Origin of the sequence: Streptomyces sp. NPDC056503 (assembly GCF_042794995.1) — a bacterium.
In the GTDB taxonomy this organism is placed as follows: domain Bacteria; phylum Actinomycetota; class Actinomycetes; order Streptomycetales; family Streptomycetaceae; genus Streptomyces.
Map to the genome: position 1 here is coordinate 1 of NZ_JBHTST010000165.1, position 16,950 is coordinate 16,950.

The 16,950-nt window shown below is 73.7% G+C and carries 13 protein-coding genes; 7 read left to right on the forward strand and 6 right to left on the reverse strand.

The features are described from left to right. The first annotated feature begins 56 nt into the window (after window positions 1–56). Window positions 57–1,817, forward strand: a complete 1,761-nt coding sequence (locus ACFQ8C_RS32835) for a phosphatidylglycerol lysyltransferase domain-containing protein (protein WP_383464879.1) — start codon at window positions 57–59, stop codon at window positions 1,815–1,817. Then, entirely contained in the window at window positions 1,814–2,524 is a 711-nt protein-coding gene (locus ACFQ8C_RS32840; RefSeq protein ID WP_383464882.1) for a hypothetical protein, read from the forward strand. The genes ACFQ8C_RS32835 and ACFQ8C_RS32840 overlap by 4 nt, the downstream gene beginning before the upstream one ends. Here ACFQ8C_RS32840 and ACFQ8C_RS32845 read toward each other — a convergent pair. Further along, complete coding sequence (locus tag ACFQ8C_RS32845; RefSeq protein WP_383464884.1) at window positions 2,464–3,228, reverse strand: hypothetical protein; 765 nt, start codon at window positions 3,226–3,228, stop codon at window positions 2,464–2,466. The two genes, ACFQ8C_RS32840 and ACFQ8C_RS32845, sit on opposite strands and share 61 nt — an antisense overlap. A gap of 76 nt (window positions 3,229–3,304) precedes the next feature. Between ACFQ8C_RS32845 and ACFQ8C_RS32850 the strand changes: the two genes are divergently transcribed. Both ACFQ8C_RS32850 and ACFQ8C_RS32855 read left to right on the forward strand, forming a co-directional pair. Further along, window positions 3,305–4,069, forward strand: a complete 765-nt coding sequence (locus ACFQ8C_RS32850) for an adenosylcobinamide-GDP ribazoletransferase (protein ID WP_383464887.1) — start codon at window positions 3,305–3,307, stop codon at window positions 4,067–4,069. Between the two features lie 67 nt (window positions 4,070–4,136). Further along, window positions 4,137–5,336, forward strand: a complete 1,200-nt coding sequence (locus ACFQ8C_RS32855; protein WP_383464889.1) for a hypothetical protein — start codon at window positions 4,137–4,139, stop codon at window positions 5,334–5,336. Window positions 5,337–5,356: 20 nt separating this feature from the next. On the opposite strand, the gene ACFQ8C_RS32860 is transcribed toward ACFQ8C_RS32855, so the two are convergent. From ACFQ8C_RS32860 to ACFQ8C_RS32880, 5 genes are read right to left on the reverse strand one after another with little or no spacing between them, the layout of a single operon-like run. Next, window positions 5,357–6,145, reverse strand: coding sequence for an endo alpha-1,4 polygalactosaminidase (locus tag ACFQ8C_RS32860; RefSeq protein ID WP_383464892.1), 789 nt, complete (start codon window positions 6,143–6,145; stop codon window positions 5,357–5,359). After that, window positions 6,142–6,762 carry a spherulation-specific family 4 protein gene (locus ACFQ8C_RS32865; RefSeq protein ID WP_383464895.1) on the reverse strand — a complete coding sequence of 207 codons (621 nt, stop codon included), beginning with the start codon at window positions 6,760–6,762 and terminating at the stop codon, window positions 6,142–6,144. Before ACFQ8C_RS32865 ends, ACFQ8C_RS32860 begins: the two co-directional genes overlap by 4 nt. A 12-nt stretch (window positions 6,763–6,774) precedes the next feature. Beyond that, the gene (locus ACFQ8C_RS32870) at window positions 6,775–8,220 is read right to left on the reverse strand and encodes a hypothetical protein (RefSeq protein WP_383464897.1); all 1,446 of its coding nucleotides are present in this window, start codon (window positions 8,218–8,220) and stop codon (window positions 6,775–6,777) included. Continuing rightward, entirely contained in the window at window positions 8,217–9,755 is a 1,539-nt protein-coding gene (pelF, locus tag ACFQ8C_RS32875; protein ID WP_383464900.1) for a GT4 family glycosyltransferase PelF, read from the reverse strand. Before pelF ends, ACFQ8C_RS32870 begins: the two co-directional genes overlap by 4 nt. A gap of 26 nt (window positions 9,756–9,781) precedes the next feature. Then, complete coding sequence (locus tag ACFQ8C_RS32880; protein ID WP_383464903.1) at window positions 9,782–11,866, reverse strand: hypothetical protein; 2,085 nt, start codon at window positions 11,864–11,866, stop codon at window positions 9,782–9,784. A gap of 294 nt (window positions 11,867–12,160) precedes the next feature. On the opposite strand from ACFQ8C_RS32880, the gene ACFQ8C_RS32885 reads away from it, so the two are divergent. The 3 genes from ACFQ8C_RS32885 (at window position 12,161) to sucB (ending at window position 16,800) form a co-directional block, all read left to right on the forward strand. Further along, complete coding sequence (locus ACFQ8C_RS32885) at window positions 12,161–13,669, forward strand: leucyl aminopeptidase (RefSeq protein WP_383464906.1); 1,509 nt, start codon at window positions 12,161–12,163, stop codon at window positions 13,667–13,669. Window positions 13,670–13,950: 281 nt separating this feature from the next. After that, on the forward strand, window positions 13,951–15,339 hold the full coding sequence (gene lpdA, locus ACFQ8C_RS32890; RefSeq protein ID WP_383464908.1) for a dihydrolipoyl dehydrogenase: 1,389 nt from the start codon (window positions 13,951–13,953) through the stop codon (window positions 15,337–15,339). 63 nt (window positions 15,340–15,402) lie between these two features. Further along, window positions 15,403–16,800: a 2-oxoglutarate dehydrogenase, E2 component, dihydrolipoamide succinyltransferase gene (sucB, locus tag ACFQ8C_RS32895; RefSeq protein WP_383464911.1), complete on the forward strand. Its 1,398-nt coding sequence runs from the start codon at window positions 15,403–15,405 to the stop codon at window positions 16,798–16,800. Window positions 16,801–16,950: the final 150 nt, after the last annotated feature.

Genomic DNA, 16,950 nt, shown 5'->3' on the forward strand with positions numbered 1-16,950 from the left:
GGCGGCCGCCTCCGGCGTCGCCGCATGGCAAGCGGTGCCCCATATGATCGCTTTTCATGGGAGAGGTCCGTTTGTCCGCCGAAGGAACGCCCCGGGGCACCGACCGCTCGCGGCGGAGTGCCGCGTTCGCCGTCTGGTACCTCCGCGTCGTCACGTTCATCAACTTCCTGAGTGCCGTCTGGGTCTCCTTCGGGCAGGACCTGCGGCGGCACAACGAGGACGACTACTTCACGCCGTACATGCTGACGGCCGGCTTCGCCTCCGGCGTCTTCACCCTCTTCCTCGCGATCACCATGCGCCGCCGCAAGCGGGCCGCCTGGATCCTCAACACCGTGCTGAGCGGGCTCTTCCTGCTGCTCTTCGCCCTGGTGATGCTCTTCCCCGAGGTCCGGCAGCACGCCCAGAACTGGATCTCGCTGGCCCTGACCGCGGCCTTCCTCACCGCCCTGCTCCTCGGCCGCAAGGAGTTCTACGCGAAGGGGGACCGCTCCAACCCGCTGCTCGCGGCGGTCGTCGCCGTCGGCGGACTGCTCGTCACCTCGCTGCTCGCCGCCCTCCTGGTGACCGTCACGAACACGGCCGAGGGGCACTCCACCTTCCTGGAGCGCTGGCGGTACGGCGTGATGCGGCTGATCACGCTGGCCGCCGACGACAGCCGCTTCGCCGGCATCGCCACCCCGGGCTGGGTGGACGTGGCCATCAACGTGATGTCCACGCTGCTGCTCTTCGCGGTGCTCTTCGCCGCCTTCCGCTCCCGCCGGGCGGTCGACCCGCTGACCGAGACGGACGAGGAGGGACTGCGGGCGCTGCTCGACAAGCACGGGGACCGGGACTCGCTCGGCTACTTCGCGCTGCGCCGCGAGAAGAGCGTCATCTGGTCGCCGAGCGAGAAGGCCGCCGTCGCCTACCGGGTGGTGGGCGGGGTCTCGCTCGCCTCCGGCGACCCCATCGGCGACCCCGAGGCGTGGCCGGGCGCGATCGAGCCGTGGCTCGCCCAGGCGCGGGAGCACGGCTGGATCCCCGCGGTCATGGGCGCGAGCGAGGAGGCCGGGGTGGTCTACGCCCGGCACGGCCTGGACGCCCTGGAGCTGGGCGACGAGGCGATCGTGGAGACCGACGAGTTCACCCTCGACGGGCGGGCGATGCGGACCGTCCGGCAGGCGTACAACCGGGTCAAGAGGGCCGGGTACGAGGTCCGGATCCGGCGCCACGAGGAGATCCCCGCCGAGGAGATGGCCGCGCTGCTGCGCAAGGCCGACGACTGGCGGGACGGGGCCACCGAGCGCGGCTTCTCGATGGCCCTCGGCCGGCTCGGGGACCCCCGCGACGGGCGCTGCGTGATGCTGGAGTGCAGCGACGACACGGGGGAGCTGCGGGCGCTGCTCTCCTTCGTGCCGTGGGGGCCGAAGGGGCTCTCGCTCGACCTGATGCGGCGTGACCGGGACTCCGAGAACGGGCTGATGGAGTTCATGGTGATCGAGCTCCTCCAGCGGGCGAAGGAGATCGGGATCACTCAGGTCTCACTGAACTTCGCGATGTTCCGCTCCGTCTTCGAACGCGGCTCGAAGCTCGGCGCCGGACCGGTGCTGAGGCTGTGGCGCTCGCTGCTCAGCTTCTTCTCCCGCTGGTGGCAGATCGAGTCGCTGTACCGCGCCAACGCCAAGTACCGACCGATCTGGGAGCCGCGCTTCATGCTCTTCGAGAAGAGCGCCGACCTGCCGCGCATCGGACTGTCCGCCGGCCGTGCCGAGGGCTTCCTGGAGGCCCCCGGGCTGCCGAAGTGGATGCACCGCAAGCACCTGGCGGGCGGGCGTTGAGCCCCTCGGTACGGCGGTTCGCCCGGCGCGAGTGGGGGCCGCTGCTCGCCACGCTGCGGCGGGAGGCGGCGGCCCGGCGGTGGAGGGCCGTGCCGCTGACCCTCACGGCGGTCTGCCTCACCGCGTTCCTCCACTTCGCGCAGAACCAGGAGCGGGGGTACGGGCCGGTGCGGGCGATCGGCGCCGTACGGGCCGAGGACCCGCTGTGGCTCGCCCTGCTGCGCACCCCGCTCTCGCTCTTCGTCCCCGCGCTCGACCTGCCCGTCTGGGGCGCGCTCGCCCAGGTCCTGCTGGTCTTCGGCGTCGCGGAGCTGTGCCTCGGGCGGTGGCGGACGCTGGGGATCGCGTACCTGGCGACGCTCTGCGGGACCCTGTACGCGCGCGTGGGCATCGCCCTGGGCCCCGGCACCCCCTTCGGCCTCCCGGCCTCCGACGCGCAGGTGGTGGACACCGGCCCGTCGGCGGCCGTGGTCGGTCTCGCCGTCTACGTGTGCTGGCGGCAGCGGGCGTACTGGACGGGCGCCGCCGTGGTGGTGGCGATGGTGGTCGAGGTGGTCGTCAAGCCGAACCTCGCGGGCAAGGAGCACCTGGCGGCCATCGTGGGCGTGCTCGCGCTCATGGCCTTCCGGGCCTGGCGGGAGCGGGGTCAGGGGGTGCCGGACCCCCGGCCCGGGACCCGCTCCTGGAAGCCGCCGATCAGGTCCTGAACCTTCCGCCGCACCCGGGTCCACCGCTTGTCGTGCCGGTAGGCGCGGATCGTGCCGCGCGCGCGTGCCCGGTGGCGCCGCCGGTAGAGGCGCCGCCACCACCAGGAGCCGGGGCGGGCCAGCCGGACGGCCCCGACGATCGCCACGAACGGCACGAAGACCCCGATGAGGGCCATCCGCAGCTTGCCCTTGACCAGGGCGACCAGGATGAGGAGGAAGTTCAGGACCAGGGTGAGGATGAAGCCCACCCGGTCCTGCCGCTCCTCCGCGGTGACGTCGTCGACGCCGAGCGGGGAGAAGCCGCTGAGCGGCAGCAGCATGAGGGCGGCGGTGAGGACGACGACCTCCACGCTCTGCCGGCCCTCCTCCGACCAGTACACGTCGTCCAGATGGAGGATGAGCGCGAACTCGTCGAGGACGAGACCGGCGCCGATCCCGAAGACGACGGCGAAGGCCGCCGCGCCGAAGCCGTGCCGGCCGCTGGCGACCGCGCCGAATCCGCCGAGCACGGTGAGGACCACGCCGGGCACGACGTGATGGATGTGGAGCCCGCCCGAGGAGACGTTTCGGAACGGGCCCTTCCCGGCGCGGATCAGCCGGGTGACCGTCCGGGTGACCAGGAAGGTCAGGACGAACGAGGTCAGCGCGAGGAGCATCGGCAGCTTCCCCGGCTCCAGGATGTTGCGGGAGAACCAGTGACCCATGCCACCCCGTTCTGAAATGCGGCTCTTGTCCGATAGGCGCAATCTACCGTCCCGGCCCGACGATTACCCTGCCCGGATGGACGGCCTGCGTTTCGCCTTCGGGACCCTCACCGTGTTCCCCGCCCGCATCACCCGCTGGGACCGGGACGCGGCGCGCGCCGGCATGCTCTGCGCACCGGTCGCCGGACTCGTCGTCGGCCTGGCCGCCGCGGCGGCCGGCGGAGTGCTCCTGCCGCTCGGCTCCGGGCCGCTGACCGCCGCGGTCGTCACCGTCGCCGTCCCCGCCGTGCTCACCCGGGGCCTCCACCTCGACGGCCTCGCCGACACCGCCGACGGCCTCGGCAGCGCCAAGCCGGCCGAGGACGCGCTGCGCATCATGAAGCAGTCCGACATCGGGCCGTTCGGCGTCATCACCCTCGTCCTCGCCCTGCTCGCGCAGGTCGCGGCCCTCTACGAGCTGTACGGGGAGGGCTGGGCGCACGGCGCGGTCGCCATCGCGCTCGCCGCCACGGTCGCCCGGCTCGCCCTCACCCACGCCTCCCGGCACGGTGTCCCCGCGGCACGGCCCGAGGGCCTCGGCGCGATCGTCGCCGCCACGGTGCCGGTCCGCTCCGCGACCCTCTGCACCGCCGCCGTCCTCCTCCTCGCCGCCGGCACGGGCCTCCTCCTCTCCCCGTACGACGCCGTCCACGCCGTCCTCGCCGCGGGCGCGGGCCTGGCCGCCGCGGCCCTCCTCCTCCGCCGGTGCGTCCGCCGCTTCGGCGGTGTGACCGGCGACGTCTTCGGAGCCGTGGAGGAGACGGCGGCGACGGCCACGCTGGTGGCGCTGACGCTGGGCTGACCGCCCGTTGACCACTTCGTGACCCTCCGGCGGGCAACCGACTCCCCCGCCCCCGAGTCATGAGGACGTGAACAGAAGCCGTCCCGCCCTCCGCTCCGCCGCGCTCGCCGCCGTCGCCGCCCTGCTCCTGAGCGCCTGCACCGGGTCCGGCGGAGGCGCCGAAGCACCGCCCACCGCCCACCCCGTCTTCTCCGCGCCGCCGGCCCGGCAGGTGCTCCTCGCCCTCCGGCACACCCAGGACACCGGGGGCGCCACCCTCCGGCAGACCGTCACCTTCACCACCGGCCGGGCCACCGCCGTCCAGACCGTCACCGGCCGGGTGGACTTCGCCGACGCGCGCGGCGAGGCCTCCAGCGGCTGGCGGATCGACGCCGGCTTCCCCCGGCCCGCGCGGGACACCCTCCTCGGCAGCCTGGCCGCGCTGGAGAGCGGCGCGGACCGGGGGCGGTACACCGTCGACACCCGCGCCATCCACTACCGCGCCGGCTCCGCCGGGTACTGGCTGCGCTACCAGGGCGACATCGAGCCGCTCCGGGGCATCGACGCGGTCAGCCTGCTGCGGGGCACCGAGAGCGCCGTCGGCGGCACGCTCCTGGAGGTGCTGAGCGCCGTGCGGCCGAAGGCCGGGGGCGCGGCCCGCCCGGACGGCGGCCGGACCTACCGCGCGGACTTCCCGCTCGCCCAGGCCATGTCCCTCTTCCCGGAGGACCTGCGCACCGAGTTCGCGCCGCAGCCGCTCTTCGCGGGCTCCCCCGGCGCGCCCGTCCCGGTGACCGTCGACGTCGACGGCGAGGGCAGGATCACCCGGGCCCGGGCCGACCTCGCCGCCGTGCTCTCCGCCGAGGAGGACAGCGCGCTCGCGGGGGTGACCGGGCTCCGGGTCGACCTGACCCTGAGCGGCTTCGGCGCGCCCCGGCCCGCCGCCGGCGCCACCCCGGACGGGCCGGTGCTGGACGCCGCCCGGTCGGTCGTCCCGCTCCACGAGGCCGCCGTCGGGGAGTGCGTGGACTTCGACACGGGGATGCGGCACCGCCGGCTGGTGACCCGCGTGCCCTGCGGCAGCCCCCACGACGGCAGGATCACCGGGCAGCACACGCTGGGCGCCGTCCACCCGGGGCGGGACGCCGCCCGGGAGCGCGCCGAACGGGCGTGCGCCGACCGGAGCGGGCCCGGGAGCCGGCGCGCGTGGTCGACCCCCGCGGAGTGGGCGGACCTGCACGAGGGCCGGGTCACCTGCTTCGTGGTGTCCCAGGCCGTCCCTTCCTGATCCCGCCCGGCTCGCGACGCCTAGCAGGGTCGGCGCCAGGCGCCGAGTCCGTACTTCTTCTGCATCGAGCTCAGTCTCAGTTCGCGGGCCTCCGCGCAGAACTGATCGGGGGTCAGTTCGTACTCGGCGTGGAAGACGGGCTTGTCCGCGGCGGTGAAGGGCGCCAGGCGGTGGCACTCGTCGTACTCGGCGCACTGCTCGTTGACCGCGAAGTCGAAGTCGGGGAGGAGCTGGGGGATCTGGTCCAGGTCGTTCTTGAGGCCGACGGCCAGGCCGCGTTCGTGGGCGAGGCGGGCGATCAGGCGGTTGTAGCGGAGCTGGTCGGCGGCGGTGAGGGGGAAGCCGGTGCGGTTGCGGTAGCCGTCCATGTTGTCCGGCTCCACCGCGTCGAAGCCCTTGGCGCGGCACATGTCGATCCGCTCCGCCATGAGGGGTTCGAGGACGTCGGTGCGACGGATGTCGAGCCAGCGTTCGCCGTCCCAGCCGTTGCCCTCGCCGAGGACGGACTCCGGGAAGCGGGCCGCGTCGGGGCGGAAGTCCTCCCAGGCGCCGGTGGAGAGGTAGCAGATCACCTTGCGGCCGCGGCGGTGCAGGTCGGCGACGGTCCCGGCCGGGTGGTCGAAGCCGTCGATGTCGTAGACCGGGACGTCGACGGTCGGGTCCAGCTTCCCGCTGAGCTGCCACTGCCAGGCGAGGCCGGCCGTCGGGCGCCAGCGCGTGCCGTCCGGCTTGGGGTCGGGGCCCGGGCCCGTGGTGCAGGCGGTGGCGAGCAGCAGCAGGACCGCGAGGAGGAGCGGCGGGCGTCTCATCGGGCGGGCTCCGGGATCTCGTGCGGCAGGGTGCCCCAGGGGTGGGCGCCCGTCCCCGGCACCGCGCAGTGGATCCCGGTCGCGGGGCGGAAGCCGGGCGGGGCCGCGTAGACGAGGTGGCAGTGGTGCGGGGCGGCCGGCAGGTCGAGGGTGCGGTAGGTGTCCCAGGGACCCTCGAAGGTGACCAGCAGGTCGGCCAGTTCGGCGTACCCCTCGTCGGGGTGGGCGCCGTGGTTGAGGACGAGGGTCGCGGCGCCGGCGGCACGGGCGGCGACCGCGAGCCGCCGGTAGTGCGGCAGGGCGTCGGGCGCGGTCGCGACCTGGTCGAGGAAGGCCCCGTCGGCGCCGTACCAGTCGCGGTGGCGGAGCAGGTCGGCGACGACCTCGGCGTGCGGGCGGCGGCCGTAGGCGGTGTCCGCGTAGCCGAGGATCCGCACACCCGCGGCGCGCAGTCGCCCGGCGGCCTCGGCGAAGGCCGGGTCGGGGGCCTCGCCGGCGCCGTTCGCCGGGTTGAGGACGACGCCGTGGAGCGTCGGCGCGGCCGCGACCAGGGCCGCCCAGCCCTCGGGGCGGTCGGTGGGGTGCTCGTAGAAGGGCACCAGGAGGGAGCGTTGCACGTGCGGTGCCTCCTAGAGGCGGTGGGCGGTCGGTCGTACCAGCAGAACACGGCTGAGGACGGCCAGCACGGCCGCCGCTCCCCCGGCGGCGAGCGGGCCCGCCGCCGGTTCGAGGGTCTGCGCGGCGGCGGCCAGCAGACAGACCGCGGCGGCGGCGGTGACGGCGCCGAAGGCCTGGAGGAGGAGTCCCAGCCAGAGGACGGTGCCGATGAGGAGGAGGGCGAGCAGCCGGGCCGGGGTGGGCCAGGGGGTGTCGGGCCAGAGCAGGGTCGCGGCGAGGGTGAGGGCGAGCAGCACGGTGAGGTAGCCGCCGAGGCAGAGGACCAGGGTGCCGGTGACGGCACGGCGGAACTCGCGGGCGGTGGTGAGGGTGCGCAGCCGGGTGAGGCCGGCGCCCCGGAAGCGGTGCAGGAGCCATTCGGCGGGCCCCATGGAGAGGGTGAGCGCGATCACCGCGCCGGTGCCGGTGGCCAGGGAGTCGCCGAGCCCGGCGTGGAGGACGAGCACACCGCTGCCGAGGCCGAAGAGGCCGTACGGGACCGAGGCCGCGAGCGGCGGTCCGCCCCGCCCCGCGGCGCCGCGCCCTGCGCCGGGTCGCAGCGCGCGGGCGGCGACGAGGCAGGCGGCGGCGAGCGAGAGGCCCGGCAGGGCGACGCGGAGAGGGTCGGGCAGGTCCCAGCGGAGTGCCGGGAGGGCGCCGAGGAGCGGCAGCAGGGCGGCGAGCAGGGCCCGTTCGCGGCCGAGGACGAGCAGGACGGTGGCGGCGGCGAGGTAGAGCGACTGGCCGGCGGCGAAGACGGCGGCGGGCAGTTCGCCGTCCCGGGCGGCGAAGAGGGCGACGGCGGTGCCGGCGAGCGCGCCGGCCGGGGCGCCGGCGAGCAGGGCGCGGGCGGCGGCGGCCCGGTCGCCGAGGCCGAGCCAGGTGTAGGCGCGGTGGGAGAGGGCCTGGTTCCAGACCCAGCCGGTGACGGCCCCGGCGAGCAGCGGGACGGTGCCGGCGGGCAGCCCGTACCGCCCCTGTGGTCCGGCGAGCAGCGGTCCGGCGAGGACGTAGGCGAGTCCGGGCAGGGCGAAGACGAGACCGCGCAGCAGGCAGCCGCCGAGCCCTTCGGCCCAGGCGGGGCCGCCGTCCGGCGGGGGCGGTTCGGGGTGACACCGGCGCACGCGCGCGTACAGGTCCTCGGCGAGCTCGAAGGAATCGTTCCGCCCGTAGGCGAGCCGGATGTGGTCGTCGGTCATGCCGTCCGATTCGAGCAGCGCGGCTATCTCGTCCGGGTGCACGGCGGCCGCCACGAACGCGTCCAGCCGGACGGCGAGCGCGTCGAGCGGGTCCGGGGCGGTACCGGCCGGGTCCGGGTCCGGGACGGCGGCGGCCGGGTCCGGGGCGGGAGCCGGGCGGGGCGGGGCCGGCAGGGGCGGGGTGGTGGTCGGGGGCTTCAGCCAGAGGGAGCCGCTCATGCCGGGGTGCCTTCGGGGACTCGGGGCGCGCCTCGGCGCGGGGACGGGATGCTGAGGCGCAGCGGCGGGGCGGCGGGCGGCGGCACGGGGCCGCGGGGGGCGGCGAGTTCGCGGTAGATGCGGCGGAAGCCGTCGACCGAGCGGTGCAGGGTGAACTCGTCGATGACCCGCTGCCGGGCCTGCCGGCCGAGCTCGGCGCGGCGGCCGCCGTCGCGCAGCAGCGCGGAGACGGCGGCGGCCATGACCGCCGGTTCGCGGGGCGGGACGACGACGCCGGCGTCGCCGACCGCCTCCCGCACCCCTCCGACGTCCGTCGACACGGTGGCCCGGCCGCAGGACATGGCCTCGATGAGGGAGAAGGGGAAGCCCTCGCTGATGGAGGAGAGCATCACCACGCTGCCGGCCGCGTAGGCGGAGGGCACGTCGGAGACGCGGCCCTCGAAGGAGACGCCGTCGGCGACGCCGAGTTCGGCGGCGAGCTTCTCCAGGAGGGTGCGGTAGTCCTCGTTGCCTGCGGGGACGGGGCCGAAGAGGCGGAGCCTCAGCTCAGGGAGTTCGGCGCGGGAGATCGCGTACGCCCGGATCAGGGTCTCCAGGTCCTTGATCGGGTCGACCCGGCCGCACCAGCTCAGCGTCGGGGTCTCCGGCTCGGGGCCGGCCTCGGGGAAGAGGGCGGGGTCGACGCCGTTGTAGACGGTGCGGATGCGGTCGGCGGGGGCTCCGCCGCGCTCCTCCCAGCGCCGGTTGTACTGGTTGCAGGGGGTGATGAGGTCGGCCTTGCGGTAGCCCAGGGAGTTGAGCTCGCGGTAGAAGCCGAGCATGAGGGCCTTGACGGGCCAGCGCTGGGCCTCGGTGCGGTAGCCGAGGTAGCGCTCGCGGAGGTAGATGCCGTGTTCGGTGAGCAGGAAGGGCACCCCTTCGAAGTGCTGCGCGGCGAGCGCGGGCAGGGTGGCGAGGCCGCTGGAGACGGCGTGCGCCACGCTGCCGTCGGCTATCCGGGCACCGAGCGGCCGCAGGGCGTGTTCGAGCAGGTCGGTGGCGGTGAGGGCGTCGTGGACGGTGGGCCCGGCCGCACGCGTCGGCAGGTGCGGCATGGTCCAGATCCACATGAGGGAGCGGAGGGCCGCCTCGGAGCGCAGGGCCGGGGTGAGCCGGCCGTCGCGGGCGAGGGCGGCCAGCTCGTAGAGGGGACCGGCGAGGTCGTGGCCGGCCTCCGGGTCGAGGAGGGCGAGCAGGAAGTGCTCGTAGGCGGCGAGGAAGCGGCGGCGTTCGCGCCCCCGCGGGGGCCGGCGCGCCCGGGTGGGCGCGGCCGGTCCCCGCGGGTGGCCCCAGAGGGGGAACGCGGTGTGCCGGGCGATGTTGGGCGGCAGTTCCCAGGTGACGGGTTCGCGGCCGCTGCCGGTGAGGGCGAGGATCTCGAAGGTGACCTCGGGCATGCCCCGGACGAGCTGGTCGCACCAGGTGCTGACGCCGCCGTGGACGTGCGGGTAGGTGCCTTCGGTGAGCATGGTGACGTGACGGCCACTGCTCGGCATGTGCGTGTCCCCCCAGAACGTGCTGGTCAGGCGGTCGGGAGCTGGAGTGTGACGGCGGTCTGGAGCAGTTCGGGCGCGGTCCAGGCGGAGCGGCTGCCGGCGTAGGCGGTGCCGAAGGCGGCGGTGCCGAGGAGGAGTTGCTTGCGGGTGCCCTCGGGGGCGGTGACGGGGACCTGGACTCCGGAGGGCGCCTTGACGGTGACCGTGTCGCCGACGCGGTAGGCGGTGACCTTGCCGGCGGCGAGGGCGGCGTCCCAGGCGTCGCGGCGGGCCAGCTCGGTGCCGACGTCCTTCTGACGGGGGTTCACGATCGGGGTGTTGCCGGCGAAGAGCGCCCGGTAGTCGGCGAGGACCCGGTCGAGGACCGGGTAGAGGAGGCGCTCCTCGGCCAGGTTCGACTGGTGGACGTAGTGCGGCCGGGGGTCGTTGGCGATGACGTGGCCGAGGGCGGTGCGGGCCTCCTGCGGGACGATGTACGCCGCGTAGCCGGTGGCCGTGTCGAGCGGCGCGGGCAGGCAGGTGGAGGCCGGGTTGTCCTCGCAGGCGCCGCTGCCGCCGTCGGCGCGGGAGGTGTAGATCCAGTTGTACTCGTCGGCCATCTCGGCGGCGGTGCCGACGTTGTAGTACACGTTCATGGGGTGCCGGGGCACGGTCCTGGCGGCGCCGACGGCCCGCTGGCGGGGCTCGCGGGAGTTGTCGCTCGCCGTCCACTTCACGCCGTTGTCGGCGAGGGCGCCGGCGAGGTTGGGGTTGTCGACGGGCTGCTGGGGCAGGGTCTTCAGGCCGGAGTGCTCGCCGGTGACGAGTTCGGAGCGGTCGACGGAGATGCCCTTGCCGACGGCCCAGTTGACGTTGTCGCGGATCTGGGCGGAGAGCGCGGCGCGGCTCACCCAGAGGGTGGCGCCGGAGGCGTTCTTCGCGCACTGCCAGGGGACGGTGGTGTTGTCCTGGACGCAGCCGAGGAAGGGGTGGGTGTAGGTGTGGTTGATCCAGCGGTACTGGGCGCGGTCGGCGATCAGCCGGGCGGCGAGCGGGTCGGTGCCGCCGTGCTCGGTCTTCCACTGCTCGCCCTGGCCGCCGTTGTAGACCATGTCGAGGGTGAAGCCGGAGGCCTTCTGCCAGGCGGCGGCGTAGGTGGCGTCGGCGGCGGTCATCCGGATGGGGTTCTCCGCCTCCCCGTCGCCGCCGACGCAGTCGAGGTCGCCGGGGGTGCAGTCGCGCACGGCGTCCCAGCGGGCGTCGGGGGCGAAGACGTCGTCGACGTGGACGGAGAGGTAGTTCCGGGACTGGCCGAGGTGGACGCCCTGGGTGAGCCATTCGACGATGCCCCGGGAGAGGGCGCGGAACTGCCGCTGGTACTGGTTGTAGGCGAAGGTGACGACCAGTTCGCGGCGCCCGTCGGCGGTGTACTCGCCGACCAGGCTGGCCCGGCCGCCGTCGACGGGGATGTCGACGTAGCTGGTGAAGCCGGCCCGGGGGCGGCCCGCGTAGCCGTAGCTCTCGGAGACCGCCGGGTCGTTGTCCTCGAAGGCCAGGCTGCCGGCGAGGTAGCCGAAGGGACCGGACTTCCCGGCCGGGGTGACGCCCGCGGTGACGCCGTCGAGGACGCCGGACCAGCCGCCCTCGGTGGTGTAGTCGAGGCCCACGCCGGGGTGGGACCAGGTGTACGCGTCGACCTGCGGGATGCCGAAGTTCCGCTCGTACGTCTGGAGGGCGGTGTGCTCGGCGGAGTCGGGGCCGAAGGCGCTCTCGTGGGGCAGGACGACGCCCTGGTACCTGGCGCGGGGCCGGCCGTCGACCGTGTCGCTGAGGAAGGCCGGGGTGAGGACGGGGCGGTTCGGGTCGTTCAGGTCCACGGTGCGGTACGGGACGCCGGAGCCCTTCAGCTCGGCGGTGATGGCCTCGATCGCGCTGCCGCCGTCGTCGACGACCAGGACGGTGAGGTCGATCCGGGGCGCCGGGGCGGCCGCGGCCTGCGCGGACGGGACCACGGTGGCGAGGAGCGCGGCGGCGGCGAGGGCCCCGGCGGTGCGGCCCGCGCGGCGCGGCACCCCCTGCTTTCCGGACTTCCTCGGCGCGGCCGCGGGCATGCGGGATCTGTTCGCGTGCATGGTGTGGTGTCCCCCCTCGGCAGGGCCCCCGGCGCGGGGGGACCTGTGGAGATGAAGCGAAGGCGTGAGTGCCGCGCTTGCGTGAATGAGGCGAGTGTGGCGTCGGCGCGGCAGCCGGAAGGACAAACATGAAAGAGACACCTCGGATGAGTGAATCGAAGCCGCGGTGAGCGAACCGGGTGAGCGAGCGTAGGCTCGTTCTCGGCGCTCATCGGGCCGAAATACGATGCGGCGGGCTCGGTCGGCCCATCCCTCGACCGCCACAGAACTCAATGGAAGCGAGAATTCACCACCGTGACTGCTCTCACTCTCAGCACTGCCGGAGCGGCGACGCTGCGTGCCGACGCCCTCGTCGTCGGTGTCGCGAAGGCCGGGAAGACGCTGGTCGTCGCCCCGGGCGCGGAGGCCGTCGACAAGGCGTTCGACGGCCGGCTCGCCGCCGTCCTGGAGACCCTGGGTGCCTCGGGTGGAGAGGGTGAGGCGACCAAGCTGCCCGCGCCCGCCGGCCTGAAGGCCCCCCTCGTGCTCGCCGTCGGCCTCGGCTCCGCCCCCGAGGAAGGCGAGTCGTACGGCTCCGAGACCCTGCGCCGCGCCGCCGGCACCGCCGCCCGTGTCCTCTTCGGCTCGAAGAAGGCGGCGTTCGCGCTGCCCGTCGCCTCCGCCGAGGACGCCGGCGCGATCGCGGAGGGCGCGCTGCTGGGCGCGTACTCCTTCGACGCCTACCAGGAGCAGGCGAAGGACGGCAAGAAGCCGCTGGCCGAGGTGGCGCTGCTCGGCGCCAAGCCGCGTGACAAGGCCCACAAGGCCGCCGCGGACCGCGCCCTGGCCGTGGCCGAGGAGATCAACCGCGCCCGCGACCTGATCAACACCCCGCCGAACGACCTCACCCCCGCCGCCTTCGCCGCCGCCGCCCAGGCGGCCGGCAAGGAGCACGGCCTCAAGGTCCAGGTCCTCGACGAGAAGGCGCTCGCCAAGGGCGGCTACGGCGGCATCCTCGGCGTCGGCATCGGCTCGGTGAACCCGCCGCGCCTGGTCCGCATCGCCTACACCCACCCGAAGGCGGAGAGGTCCCTCGCCCTGGTCGGCAAGGGCATCACCTACGACTCGGGCGGCATCTCCCTCAAGCCGGCCGGTCACAACGAGACGATGAAGTGCGACATGAGCGGCGCCGCCGCCGTGTTCGCCGCCGTCGTCGCCGCGGCCCGCCTCGGCCTGGAGGTCAACGTCACGGGCTGGCTCGCCCTCGCCGAGAACATGCCGTCCGGCTCCGCCACCCGCCCGGGTGACGTCCTGCGCATGTACAGCGGCAAGACCGTCGAGGTCCTCAACACCGACGCCGAGGGCCGGCTCGTCCTCGCCGACGCGATCGCCAAGGCGTCCGAGGAGCACCCGGACGCGATCGTCGACGTGGCGACCCTGACCGGCGCCATGGTCCTCGCGCTCGGCACCTCCACCTTCGGCATCATGGCCAACGACGACGACTACCGGACCGCGATCCACGAGATCGCGGGCGAGGTCGGCGAGCAGTCCTGGCCGATGCCGCTCCCGGCCGAGCTCCGCAAGACCATGGACTCCCCCACCGCCGACATGGCCAACATGGGCGTCCGGATGGGCGGCGGCCTGATCGCCGGCCTCTTCCTGCAGGAGTTCGTGGGCGAGGGCATCACCTGGGCCCACCTGGACATCGCGGGCCCGGCCTTCCACGAGGGCGCCCCGTACGGCTACACCCCCAAGGGCGGCACCGGCTCCTCGGTCCGCACCCTGGTCCGTCTCGCCGAGCTGACGGCGGCCGGCGAGCTCTGAGCCCGCCGGTGGGAGGCCCCGGGCGTTCGCGCCCGGGGCCTTCCGTCGTTGTTCGCCGACGACGAAATCCGTAGCTTCGTACGCCCCGCCGACCGCCCGCACGGAGGATCGGCCGGTCTCATCCACCGGCCCCGCGTCCCGCCATCCGTCAACAAGTGCGAAGATGGGTTCTCGGCAGGACAGGGCCCCCACCACAGGGCCGAAATAATGCGGCCGGACACCGGAGCCGCCGCCGGGTCATCGACGACCGGCGACGAGCGCACATGCATGGAGGACGTGACGTGGCGAACGACGCCAGCACCGTTTTCGACCTAGTGATCCTCGGCGGCGGTAGCGGCGGTTACGCCGCGGCGCTGCGCGGAGCGCAGCTGGGCCTGGACGTCGCACTCATCGAGAAGAACAAGCTCGGCGGCACCTGCCTGCACAACGGCTGCATCCCGACGAAGGCCCTGCTCCACGCCGGCGAGGTCGCCGACCAGGCGCGCGAGGCGGAGCAGTTCGGTGTCAAGGCCTCCTTCGACGGCATCGACATCAAGGCCGTGCACAAGTACAAGGACGACGTGATCGCGGGCCTCTACAAGGGTCTGCAGGGTCTCGTCGCCTCGCGCAAGGTCACCTACATCGAGGGCACCGGCCACCTGTCCTCCCCCACCTCGGTCGACGTCGACGGACGCCGGGTCGAGGGCCGCCACGTCCTCCTCGCCACCGGCTCCGTGCCGAAGTCCCTGCCCGGCCTGGAGATCGACGGCAACCGCGTCATCACCTCGGACCACGCCCTCACCCTGGACCGTGTGCCGCAGTCCGCCATCATCCTCGGCGGCGGTGTGATCGGCGTCGAGTTCGCCTCCGCGTGGAAGTCCTTCGGCACCGACGTGACGGTCATCGAGGGCATGAAGCACCTCGTCCCCGTCGAGGACGAGAACAGCTCGAAGCTGCTGGAGCGCGCCTTCCGCAAGCGGGGCATCAAGTTCAACCTCGGCACCTTCTTCCAGAGCGCCGAGTACACCGAGAGCGGCGTCAGGGTCACCCTCGCCGACGGCAAGACCTTCGAGGCCGAGGTGCTGCTCGTCGCCATCGGCCGCGGCCCGGTCTCGGCCGGCCTCGGGTACGAGGAGCAGGGCGTCGCGATGGACCGCGGCTACGTCCTGGTCGACGAGTACATGCGTACCAACGTGCCCACCGTCTCCGCGGTCGGCGACCTGGTCCCGACCCTCCAGCTCGCGCACGTCGGCTTCGCCGAGGGCATCCTCGTGGCGGAGCGGCTGGCCGGCCTGAAGACCGTCCCGATCGACTACGACGGCGTGCCGCGGGTGACGTACTGCCACCCCGAGGTCGCCTCCGTCGGCATCACCGAGGCCAAGGCCAAGGAGCTGTACGGCGCGGACAAGGTCGTCGCCCTCAAGTACAACCTCGGCGGCAACGGCAAGAGCAAGATCCTGAAGACCGCGGGCGAGATCAAGCTCGTCCAGGTCAAGGACGGTGCCGTGGTCGGCGTCCACATGGTCGGTGACCGCATGGGCGAGCAGGTCGGCGAGGCGCAGCTGATCTACAACTGGGAGGCGCTGCCGTCCGAGGTCGCGCAGCTCATCCACGCCCACCCGACCCAGAACGAGGCGCTCGGCGAGGCCCACCTGGCCCTGGCCGGCAAGCCTCTGCACGCACACGACTGACGCTCACGTCAACAACAGGGCGCGACGACCAACTTCCGCAATTCGTTAGGAGCAACTGAAACCATGTCGGTTTCCGTAACCCTGCCGGCGCTCGGCGAGAGCGTCACCGAGGGCACCGTCACCCGCTGGCTCAAGGCCGAGGGCGAGCGCGTCGAGGCTGACGAGCCGCTGCTCGAGGTCTCGACCGACAAGGTCGACACCGAGATCCCCGCCCCCGCCTCCGGCATCCTCGCCTCCATCAAGGTGGCCGAGGACGAGACCGTCGAGGTGGGCGCCGAGCTCGCCATCATCGACGACGGCACCGGCGCCCCCGCCGCTGCCCCGGCCCCGGCCGCCGAGCCGGCCGCCGCTCCGGCGCCGGTCGCCGAGGCCCCGGCCGCCGAGGCCCCGGCCGCCCCGGCCCCCGCGCCGGTCGCCCCGGCCGCGCCCGTCGCCGCCCCGGCGCAGGCTCCGGCCGCCCCGGCCGCGCCGTCGATCGCGCCGGCCGTGGTCACCCCGGTCCCGGCCACGCCGGCCCCGGCCGCCGCTCCGGCGGAGGACGGCGCCTACGTGACCCCGCTGGTCCGCAAGCTCGCCACCGAGAACGGCGTCGACCTGGCGTCCGTCAAGGGCTCCGGCGTCGGCGGCCGCATCCGCAAGCAGGACGTCCTCGCGGCCGCCGAGGCCAAGAAGGCCGCCCCGGCCCCCGTCGCCGCCGCTCCGGCCGCCGCGTCGAAGGCCCCGGCCCTCGAGGCCTCCCCGCTGCGCGGTCAGACCGTCAAGATGACCCGCATGCGCAAGGTCATCGGCGACAACATGATGAAGGCGCTGCACGGCCAGGCCCAGCTGACCTCGGTCGTCGAGGTCGACATCACCAAGCTGATGAAGCTGCGCGGCCGTGCCAAGGACTCCTTCGCCGCCCGTGAGGGCGTCAAGCTCTCCCCGATGCCGTTCTTCGTGAAGGCGGCGGCCCAGGCGCTGAAGGCCCACCCGGTCATCAACGCCCGGATCAACGAGGACGAGGGCACGATCACCTACTTCGACTCCGAGAACATCGGGATCGCGGTGGACTCCGAGAAGGGTCTGATGACCCCGGTCATCAAGGGTGCGGGCGACCTCAACATCGCCGGTATCTCCAAGAAGACCGCGGAGCTCGCGGGCGCCGTCCGCGCCGGCAAGATCACGCCGGACGACCTGGCCGGCGCCACCTTCACCATCTCCAACACCGGTTCGCGCGGTGCGCTGTTCGACACCGTCATCGTCCCGCCGAACCAGGTCGCCATCCTGGGCATCGGTGCCACGGTGAAGCGTCCGGCCGTCATCGAGACCGCCGAGGGCACGGTCATCGGCATCCGCGACATGACCTACCTGTCGCTGTCGTACGACCACCGTCTGGTGGACGGCGCCGACGCCGCCCGCTACCTGACGGCCGTCAAGGCGATCCTGGAGGCCGGCGAGTTCGAGGTGGACCTCGGTCTGTAAGGGCTCGTAAGGCTCTGCGCCTCCGAGGCAACGTAACGAGCCTCACCAGCGGTGCCCCCGCCCGGATGTGTGTCCGGGCGGGGGGCCCCCCGGATTGTAGTAGGGTGAAGAACAACCCGCGGAGCCGCGCAAATAACGACCCCCACGTAC

Excerpts from the sequence above, each read along its gene's own strand:
- ACFQ8C_RS32835 (WP_383464879.1), top strand. The coding sequence starts at position 57 with ATGGGAGAGGTCCGTTTGTCCGCCGAAGGAACGCCCCGGGGCACCGAC.
- ACFQ8C_RS32860 (WP_383464892.1), bottom strand. The coding sequence starts at position 6,145 with ATGAGACGCCCGCCGCTCCTCCTCGCGGTCCTGCTGCTGCTCGCCACC.
- pelF (WP_383464900.1), bottom strand. The coding sequence starts at position 9,755 with ATGCCGAGCAGTGGCCGTCACGTCACCATGCTCACCGAAGGCACCTAC.
- ACFQ8C_RS32870 (WP_383464897.1), bottom strand. The coding sequence starts at position 8,220 with ATGAGCGGCTCCCTCTGGCTGAAGCCCCCGACCACCACCCCGCCCCTG.
- sucB (WP_383464911.1), top strand. The coding sequence starts at position 15,403 with ATGTCGGTTTCCGTAACCCTGCCGGCGCTCGGCGAGAGCGTCACCGAG.
- ACFQ8C_RS32850 (WP_383464887.1), top strand. The coding sequence starts at position 3,305 with ATGGACGGCCTGCGTTTCGCCTTCGGGACCCTCACCGTGTTCCCCGCC.
- ACFQ8C_RS32880 (WP_383464903.1), bottom strand. The coding sequence starts at position 11,866 with ATGCACGCGAACAGATCCCGCATGCCCGCGGCCGCGCCGAGGAAGTCC.
- ACFQ8C_RS32845 (WP_383464884.1), bottom strand. The coding sequence starts at position 3,228 with ATGGGTCACTGGTTCTCCCGCAACATCCTGGAGCCGGGGAAGCTGCCG.